Annotated in this window: 9 protein-coding genes; 6 read left to right on the top strand and 3 right to left on the bottom strand. The window is 59.6% G+C overall.

What is annotated here, in order from left to right; translation table 11 throughout:
* The first annotated feature begins 127 nt into the window (after window positions 1–127).
* Complete coding sequence (locus B9Z49_RS15570) at window positions 128–496, top strand: hypothetical protein (protein ID WP_108354344.1); 369 nt, start codon at window positions 128–130, stop codon at window positions 494–496.
* Entirely contained in the window at window positions 493–1,065 is a 573-nt protein-coding gene (locus B9Z49_RS15565; protein ID WP_108354343.1) for a hypothetical protein, read from the top strand. The genes B9Z49_RS15570 and B9Z49_RS15565 overlap by 4 nt, the downstream gene beginning before the upstream one ends.
* Here B9Z49_RS15565 and hemW read toward each other — a convergent pair.
* From hemW to rph, 3 genes are read right to left on the bottom strand one after another with little or no spacing between them, the layout of a single operon-like run.
* On the bottom strand, window positions 1,059–2,276 hold the full coding sequence (hemW, locus tag B9Z49_RS15560; RefSeq protein ID WP_108354361.1) for a radical SAM family heme chaperone HemW: 1,218 nt from the start codon (window positions 2,274–2,276) through the stop codon (window positions 1,059–1,061). The two genes, B9Z49_RS15565 and hemW, sit on opposite strands and share 7 nt — an antisense overlap.
* A 5-nt stretch (window positions 2,277–2,281) precedes the next feature.
* On the bottom strand, window positions 2,282–2,905 hold the full coding sequence (locus B9Z49_RS15555; protein ID WP_108354362.1) for a non-canonical purine NTP pyrophosphatase: 624 nt from the start codon (window positions 2,903–2,905) through the stop codon (window positions 2,282–2,284).
* A 19-nt stretch (window positions 2,906–2,924) separates the two neighbouring features.
* On the bottom strand, window positions 2,925–3,677 hold the full coding sequence (rph, locus tag B9Z49_RS15550) for a ribonuclease PH (protein ID WP_108354360.1): 753 nt from the start codon (window positions 3,675–3,677) through the stop codon (window positions 2,925–2,927).
* 175 nt (window positions 3,678–3,852) lie between these two features.
* Between rph and B9Z49_RS15545 the strand changes: the two genes are divergently transcribed.
* The 4 genes from B9Z49_RS15545 to B9Z49_RS15530 all read left to right on the top strand — a co-directional run bounded on the left by B9Z49_RS15545 (window position 3,853) and on the right by B9Z49_RS15530 (window position 8,013).
* Window positions 3,853–4,755 carry a YicC/YloC family endoribonuclease gene (locus tag B9Z49_RS15545; RefSeq protein ID WP_108354359.1) on the top strand — a complete coding sequence of 301 codons (903 nt, stop codon included), beginning with the start codon at window positions 3,853–3,855 and terminating at the stop codon, window positions 4,753–4,755.
* Window positions 4,756–4,766: 11 nt separating this feature from the next.
* Entirely contained in the window at window positions 4,767–5,387 is a 621-nt protein-coding gene (gene gmk, locus B9Z49_RS15540) for a guanylate kinase (RefSeq protein ID WP_108354342.1), read from the top strand.
* A 31-nt stretch (window positions 5,388–5,418) separates the two neighbouring features.
* The gene (gene rpoZ / locus B9Z49_RS15535; RefSeq protein ID WP_108354341.1) at window positions 5,419–5,619 is read left to right on the top strand and encodes a DNA-directed RNA polymerase subunit omega; all 201 of its coding nucleotides are present in this window, start codon (window positions 5,419–5,421) and stop codon (window positions 5,617–5,619) included.
* A 123-nt stretch (window positions 5,620–5,742) separates the two neighbouring features.
* Window positions 5,743–8,013 (top strand): bifunctional (p)ppGpp synthetase/guanosine-3',5'-bis(diphosphate) 3'-pyrophosphohydrolase, encoded by a 2,271-nt coding sequence (locus B9Z49_RS15530; RefSeq protein WP_108354340.1) that lies wholly within the window; start codon window positions 5,743–5,745, stop codon window positions 8,011–8,013.
* Window positions 8,014–8,036: the final 23 nt, after the last annotated feature.

The raw sequence follows: 8,036 nt of genomic DNA, 5'->3' as shown, positions 1-8,036 counted from the left end.
AGCCTTGGAAATTACACAGGAATGGGAAAACGAGTTTCAAATCGGCACCAAATAAAATTGACCGCTAGGCCACGCCAGTATTGGCTTTCTCTACAAATTAACCCGGTTTAACCGGACACTACTGAGCATGGACAATAATCAAAGCCCTTTTGCTTCAGCTTACCTGCGATTTCTCCAACTAGCCAAGGTGATTCAAGCCTTGCCTGAAGGACAGGCCATTGATGCCAACGAATCGGCATTGCTGCAATCGGTAGTGCTGCGTTGGTACGAAAACCAGCCCATGTCGGTGCGCGAAGCCATCGGCCTGGCAGAACTGGGTTCTCCCGCCACTTTGCACAAGCGCATCACGCGGCTGCGTGAAAAAGACTTGCTCAGCACACTGAACCAGGAAGGTGACCGACGCGCCAAATTCCTGATTCCCACCCAACGCACCCTGGATTACTTCCAGCATCTGGGCCGCTCCATGCAGCAAGCCCACCAAAACCCGATCATATGATCAACAGTGTCAGAGACGGCTTTGAAACCACAGCGCTGACCCTCTTCAGCGCTGTTTTGTTTGTGGGATTCTTCCATCTCAACGATTTGATTTTTTCTATTTTCGAATACAGCGATGGCATCAGTTGGGTGTTTCTGCCCGCAGGATTTCGGGTCATCCTCGTCCTGATCATGGGTTTGCCTGGTGCCCTGGGCTTGATGTTGGGCAGCTGGTTCATCGACCGCGAACTTTTCACGCAAAACGCCGCTGCACTGGCTTTTTTGAATGGCATCGTGGGGGGCTTGACCCCTTGGTTGGTGTTGAAATTGCTGATCCATCGTCAGTGGCTGGATCCAAAATTGCAATCTCTCAATGCGCTTTTGCTGCTGAAAATGACCTTGATCTTTGCAGCCACCACCGCATTGATGCATCAGTTGGTTTGGCTCGTGCTGGATCGGCCCCACCTCAACATCTGGGTGGACATCTGGCCGATGTTCATGGGCGACGCTTTGGGGACTTTGCTGATGCTGTATGGCTTCAAGTTTATGCTCGACCGGATGAGCACCAGACCATCCCTGCGCAGTCACTGAACCTGCGCACTATCGCTGTTCGTCAAGAACAGGGATTGCAAGTCGCTCAAGAAATCAAAGCCTTTTTCGGTGGGCCAGACCCGGTGCAGGTTGCGGCCAATGAGGCCCAATTTTTCGGCTTCTTGCAACCCCGCCTGGATGCTGGTCATGGCCAGACCCGTGCGGTCAACGTAATCGGCCAATTCAAACCCACCCCGCAAACGCAGCGCATTGAGCATGAATTCAAACGGCAAGTCCTGGCGTGACACCTCGGTGCTTTGCGTGACGGGTTCGCCCTTCATGGCCTGCTGCATGTACAGCGCAGGCTCCCGGTAACGCACTTGCCGCAGCACGCGGTGCGCAAAACTGAGCTTGCTGTGCGCGCCCGCGCCAATGCCCAAGTAGTCGCCAAACTGCCAATAGTTCAGGTTGTGCAGGCACCTGTGCCCCGGCTTGGCGTAGGCCGACACTTCATAACGCTCCAAGCCCGCCAACCCGGTCAGCTCGGTGATGCGGTCCATCATCTCGTAGGCCAGATCGTCTTCGGGCAAGGTGGGCGGGAACTTGGCAAACACCGTGTTGGGCTCGATCGTCAGGTGGTAGATCGAGATGTGCGGCGGCGCAAAGGCCAAAGCGGTCTGAATGTCTTGCGCGAGGCCTTCGATCGTTTGGCCCGGCAAGGCGTACATCAGGTCGAGGTTGAAAGTATCAAACACCTGCGCAGCCTCGGTCACAGCGGCCAGCGCCTGATCTCGGTCGTGCACCCGGCCCAGGGCTTTCAGGTGCACGTTGTCAAAGCTCTGCACACCAATCGACAAACGGGTGATGCCAGCTTGGTGAAACGCCTTGAAACGGTCTTTCTCAAAGGTGCCGGGGTTGGCTTCCATGGTGATTTCAGCTTGGGGTGCCAAGCGCACCCGAGCACGGATGCCCGAAATCAAGCGGTCAATCGCTTCGGGCGAAAACAAACTGGGCGTGCCACCGCCCAAAAACACGGTCTGGATGCTGCGGCCCCAAATCAAGGGCAAGCTGGCTTCCAAGTCGGAGAACAAGGCGTTGATGTAGGCATCTTGCGTTGACACCGGATCGGCGCCCTCACGGAACTCGTGCGAGTTGAAGTCGCAATACGGGCATTTTTTGATGCACCAAGGCAGGTGCACATAAAGCGACAACGGCGGCAGAGCATTCAGTTGCAGCACGCCTGGCCGCATGGCGTGCACCGGGTCCATCATCGGGTTCATGGCGCTGCGCTGTCCAGCCAACGTTCGCGCATCAGCGCCAGCATGGCCTGCGCGGCGCGGCCGCGGTGACTGTGGGCGTTCTTCACTTCGGGGGGCAACTCGGCAAAGGTCTTGCCAAACTCGGGAAGGTACATGACGGGGTCAAAGCCAAAACCGTTAATGCCCCGGCGCTCGGGCGTGATCTGGACCACCACCCGGCCCACAGCAATCAAAGGCTCAGGGTCATCGGCGCTGCGCACCGCCACCAGCGTGCTGACCATGGCGGCGCGGCGCCGCTCCGCATCTTGGATGTCCTGCATTTGTTCCAGCAAAGCGGTGACGTTGGTGTCATCGCCTTTAGGGTAACCAAAGCGGGTGGCATAAAAAGCCGTGTCCACGCCAGGCTGGCCGCCAAAAGCATCCACACACAGGCCCGCGTCGTCGGCCAAGGCGGGCATGCCGCTCAGCTGCGCTGCGTGGCGAGCTTTGGCCAGGGCGTTTTCAACAAAGGTCTTGAACGGCTCGGCAGCCTCGGGAATGTTCAGCTCGGACTGGCGCACCAAAGTCATATTCAGCGGGGCCAACAGGGTTTGCAGTTCGGCCAGTTTGCCCGCGTTGTTGGAGGCGAGAACGATTTTCATGTGCGCCATCGCCAAGGGTTCAGGCGCTGAAAGTCAGGGTCTGGGGCTGGTCGTGCGCTTGCTTTTGCAGCAGCACCAGCTGTGCAATGCCTTTTTCGGCCAGCGCCAGCATGCCGTCCATTTCGACGCGGGTAAAAGCCACGCCTTCGGCCGTGCCCTGCACTTCCACAAAGTTACCGGCGCCGGTCATGACCACGTTCATGTCGGTGTCGCAAGACGAGTCTTCGGGGTAATCCAGGTCGAGCAAGGCGGTGCCGTTTTTCAGGCCCACCGAGATGGCGGCCACGCGGTCGAGTATGGGGGATTCGGTCAGTTTGCCGGTCGCGATCAACCAGTTCACGGCGTCTTGCGCTGCCACAAAAGCGCCCGTGATGCTGGCCGTGCGCGTGCCGCCATCGGCTTGAAGCACGTCGCAGTCCAGGTGGATGGTGCGTTCGCCGAGCTTTTTCAAGTCAAACACCGCGCGCAGCGAGCGGCCGATCAGGCGCTGGATTTCTTGCGTGCGGCCGCTTTGCTTGCCGCGTGCGGCTTCGCGGTCGCCTCGGGTGTGGGTGGCGCGCGGCAGCATGCCGTATTCGGCCGTGACCCAGCCCTCGCCGCTGCCCTTTTTGTGGCCGGGCACTTTTTCTTCGACCGAAGCGGTGCACAGCACGCGGGTCTGACCGAACTCAATCAGCACCGAGCCTTCGGCGTGAATGGTGTAGCCGCGGGTGATGCGCACAGCGCGCAACGCGTCGGCAGCGCGGCCGGAACGAACAGAGGTAGTTGTCATGGGTGTGTCTTTTGCGAGTGGTGTGATGCTGGCGTCGGCAAGCGATGTGGGCGAGTTTGCGATAATGCCCTGTTTCATGCTCTGCCAAGCCTTTCAAGGGCCTGATCAAGGCAATTGCCCCAAGCCGGTGTTCGGCCTGCGGCGCGAAGGAACCAGTTCAATGTCAGTTTACAGTATGACCGGCTACGCCAGCGTACAGCACAGCCCGCTGCCCGCAGACGGCGAAGCCCACGCCAGCGCGGCCCCCACCGCCCGCCTGGGGCTTGAAATCCGCTCGGTCAACAGCCGCTTCCTCGACCTGAGTTTTCGCCTGCCCGAAGAGCTGCGCCAGCTCGAACCCGGCCTGCGCGAGCTGATCACCCGCCAGATTAAACGCGGCAAAGTCGAAGTGCGCGCCAGCCAAGACGCCGGAGATGGCGCCACCCTGCAAGCCCCAAACCATCAGACCCTGCAGAAAATCGCGGCTCTGCAAGACAAAATTCAGGACTGGCTGCCCGGTGCTCGCACGTTGAGCGTGGCCGACGTGCTGCGCATGACGGCTGGCAGCTCAGGCCAAGCCGCCCCTGACGAAGCCGCCTGGATGCAACTGGCCACCCAAGCGGTGGACGCCCTGCGCGAAGCCCGCGCCCGAGAGGGTGCGCGCCTGACCACGATGCTGCAAGGCCACATTGAACAGCTGCGCAGCCTGGCCGAGCTGGCCGTGCCCCTGGTGCCCCAATTGGTCGAACAACAGCGCCAGCGCTTTTTGGAGCGCTGGAAAGACGCGATGGCCCTGGCCGATGGCAGCCACCTGCCCGAAGCCGCGCAAGACCGGGCTTTGACCGAGGCCACTGCCTTTGCGATCCGCATCGACGTGGCCGAAGAATTGACCCGCCTGCGCTCACATTTGGACGAACTCAGCCGCCTTCTCACCAAGGGCGGTGACATTGGCAAGCGACTGGACTTCTTGATTCAGGAGCTGCACCGCGAGGCCAACACCTTGGGTTCCAAATCGGCCGTGCTGGAGATGACCCGCATCTCGGTGGACATGAAGGTGCTGATCGAGCAAATGCGCGAACAAGTCCAGAACATCGAATAAAGAGCCTCAGCATGGATTACCCCGGAAACCTGTTTGTCGTGGCCGCCCCCAGCGGGGCTGGCAAATCGAGCTTGGTCAATGCCTTGATGGAGCTGGATTCGCATGTACACCCTACCGTCTCACACACCACTCGCGCCCCGCGCGGCCAGGAAAAGCACGGCCGAGAATACTTTTTTGCATCGGACCAAGAGTTTGACGCGATGGTGCTGGGTGACGCCTTTGTCGAATGGGCCCATGTGCACGGCCAGCGCTACGGCACCTCCAAAAAGATGATCGAGGAACGCATGGCGCAAGGCGCAGACGTAATTTTGGAGATCGATTACCAGGGTGCCCTGCAGATCCAAAAGATGTACGCCAACGCGGTGCTGATTTTCATTTTGCCGCCCAGCTGGGAAGAGTTGCGCTCGCGCTTGGAGCGCCGGGGCGAGGACACCCTCGAGATCATCGAGCTGCGCCTTCAAAACGCCGCAGTGGAGATGGCGCAGGCCAAGGAGTTTGACTTCGTTATAATCAATGAAGTATTTGACCGCGCCCTGTTTGACCTCAAAGCGGTGGTTCACGCACAGCGTCTCAAGTACCACGTTCAACGCCGCGCTCGGCCTGACACCTTTCAAGCCCTCAAGATGGCTTGAATCCCCGCACAGACATTTTCAAGGAAACCTCATGGCCCGCATCACTGTTGAAGATTGCCTGGACAAGATCCCCAACCGCTTTCAGCTGGTTTTGGCCGCCACCTACCGCGCCCGCATGCTGAGCCAGGGCCACACCCCCCGCATTGAAAGCAAAAACAAGCCCGGCGTGACCGCGCTGCGTGAAATTGCGGCAGGCAAAGTCGGCATCGAAATGCTCAAACGCGTGACTTGAATTTTGAACTGCTGAGAGGGTCTGGCCCGAACAGATGCCCAGCCTCACCACAAAACGCCCCAGTGATGGGGCTTTTTTTTGGCTGCCGCCTAAGTAGGCAATCGCTTACGTTACATTGATGCCATGAGCGTTGTCCTCCCCAAAACCCCCAAAGCAGGCTCCAGTCGCCCCAAAGCGCCGGACCCGGCTGCTGCCAATGCGGCCGCCGCCAGCTTTGCTGTGCTGGAGGCGCAACTGGGCTACCTGAGCGAAGCCGACACCGGGATGGTGCGGCGGGCTTACAAATTTGCCGACGAAGCTCACCTGGGCCAGATGCGCAAAAGCGGCGAGCCCTACATCACCCACCCGATCGCAGTGGCTGGTCTGTGTACCGGGTGGAAACTCGACGCCCAGGCACTGGCCGCCGCCCTGCTGCACGATGCCATGGAAGATTGCGGCGTCACCAAGATCGAGTTGATTGAGCGCTTTGGCTCTCCGGTGGCCGAGCTGGTCGATGGCCTGACCAAGCTGGACAAGCTCGAGTTCAACACCCTTGAAGAGAACCAGGCCGAATCCTTTCGCAAGATGCTGCTGGCCATGGCGCGCGATGTGCGCGTCATCCTGATCAAGCTGGCCGACCGTACCCACAACATGCGCACCATGTCCGACATGCCGCGCAGCAAGTGGGGCCGCATCGCCTCCGAAACGCTCGAGATTTACGCCCCCATTGCGCACCGGCTGGGGCTGAACCAGATCTACCGTGAACTGCAAGACCTGTCGTTCAAACACCTGCTGCCCTGGCGCTATGCCGTGCTCTCCAAAGCCGTGACACGCGCACGCAACCGCCGACGTGACCTGATCCGAAAAGTACAGTCCGATGTGGAGGGCGTGTTTGCCCAGGCCCATATGGATGTGCGCATCAGCGGGCGCGAAAAGACGATCTACTCCATCTACAAAAAGATGGACGAAAAACACCTGAGCTTTGCACAAGTGACCGATATTTATGGCCTTCGGGTCATCGTCCCCTCGGTCATCGACTGTTACACCGCCTTGGGCTTGCTGCACCAAATTTACAAGCCTTTGCCCGGCAAATTCAAGGACCACATCGCCATTGCCAAAGTCAACGGCTACCAGTCACTGCACACCACCTTGGTCGGGCCGTCTGGCGTGAACGTTGAGTTTCAGATGCGCACCGAGCCGATGCACTTGGTAGCCGAATCGGGCGTGGCCGCGCACTGGCTCTACAAAGAGCACGAGTCGGCCAGCGCCCAATCCGAGCGATTGGGCACGCAGTGGCTGCAATCGCTTTTGGACATTCAGACCGAAACACGCGATGCAGCCGAATTCTGGGACCACGTCAAGGTCGACTTGTTCCCCGATGCTGTTTATGTGTTCACCCCCAAGAGCCAGATCATGGCCTTGCCACGGGGCGCCACAGTGGTTGACTTTGCCTACGCCATCCACAGCCGGGTGGGTGACCGCGCCATGGCTGCTCGCATCAATGGCGACCAGGTGCCCCTGCGCACCGAGCTAAAAAACGGTGACGTGGTTGAAGTGATCACAGCGCCCGTGTCAGCCCCCAACCCAGCTTGGTTGGGCTTTGTGCGCACCGGACGCGCACGCTCCAAGATACGCCACCACCTCAAGACCATGGCGCAAACCGAGTCGGTGGACCTGGGTGAAAAATTGCTGGCCCAGGCTTTGCGAGCCGAAGGCATCAACCAGCTGCCCGCCAACGACGAAGCGCACCATACGCTGTGGGAAAAGCTGCTTCGCTTCACGGGCAACCGCAACCAGCCCGATTTGCTGATGGACATTGGCTTGGGCAAACGCATCGCCACCATTGTGGCCAAGCGCCTGACGGCGCTCTTGTCCGAGTTGGGTCAAAAACCCGATCCACTGCTGATGACCCGTGAACGCTTCACAGCGCATGAGTCCATCTCACAAGGGGCCATCACCCTCGACGGCAGCGAAAACGCCTCCGTGGTCTATTCTCGTTGCTGCCGTCCCCTGCCCGGTGACGACATCGTGGGCTACTTGGGCCGAGGCGAAGGCCTGGCCGTGCACACCCGAGATTGCGCCATTGCACGCAAACTGGAACACAAGGACAGCGAACGCTTCATCGGCGTGGAGTGGTCTGACGAATTGAGCCGCAGCTTTGAGACCACCATCACCGTCACCGTGATCAATGGCAAAGGCGTGCTGGCCCGCGTGGCCGCCGCTCTGGCCAGCGGCGAAACCGACATCGTGCACGTGGACATGGGACAAGAGACTCCGCAAGACACGGCCGAGTTGAAGTTCGTGTTGGCCGTGCGCGATGCGGCGCACCTGGAGCAGGTGCTGCGTCACCTCAATCGCACCCCCTCAGTCATCAAGGCTGAGCGACAAACCAACAAAAACCAAGGACAGGCCTGATCTTTTTTCAGGCTGAGCTCATG

The sequence above is a fragment of the Limnohabitans sp. 2KL-51 genome (genome assembly GCF_003063645.1).
Classification (GTDB): domain Bacteria; phylum Pseudomonadota; class Gammaproteobacteria; order Burkholderiales; family Burkholderiaceae_C; genus Limnohabitans_A.
Note: the sequence above shows the minus strand (reverse complement) of the source record. Positions and strands in the feature narration are given on the sequence as shown.

Bases quoted from the DNA above. Each gene is read 5' to 3' on its own strand.
- B9Z49_RS15555 (WP_108354362.1), bottom strand. From the start codon at position 2,905: ATGAAAATCGTTCTCGCCTCCAACAACGCGGGCAAACTGGCCGAACTG.
- gmk (WP_108354342.1), top strand. From the start codon at position 4,767: ATGGATTACCCCGGAAACCTGTTTGTCGTGGCCGCCCCCAGCGGGGCT.
- rpoZ (WP_108354341.1), top strand. From the start codon at position 5,419: ATGGCCCGCATCACTGTTGAAGATTGCCTGGACAAGATCCCCAACCGC.
- rph (WP_108354360.1), bottom strand. From the start codon at position 3,677: ATGACAACTACCTCTGTTCGTTCCGGCCGCGCTGCCGACGCGTTGCGC.
- B9Z49_RS15545 (WP_108354359.1), top strand. From the start codon at position 3,853: ATGACCGGCTACGCCAGCGTACAGCACAGCCCGCTGCCCGCAGACGGC.
- B9Z49_RS15530 (WP_108354340.1), top strand. From the start codon at position 5,743: ATGAGCGTTGTCCTCCCCAAAACCCCCAAAGCAGGCTCCAGTCGCCCC.
- B9Z49_RS15570 (WP_108354344.1), top strand. From the start codon at position 128: ATGGACAATAATCAAAGCCCTTTTGCTTCAGCTTACCTGCGATTTCTC.
- B9Z49_RS15565 (WP_108354343.1), top strand. From the start codon at position 493: ATGATCAACAGTGTCAGAGACGGCTTTGAAACCACAGCGCTGACCCTC.
- hemW (WP_108354361.1), bottom strand. From the start codon at position 2,276: ATGATGGACCCGGTGCACGCCATGCGGCCAGGCGTGCTGCAACTGAAT.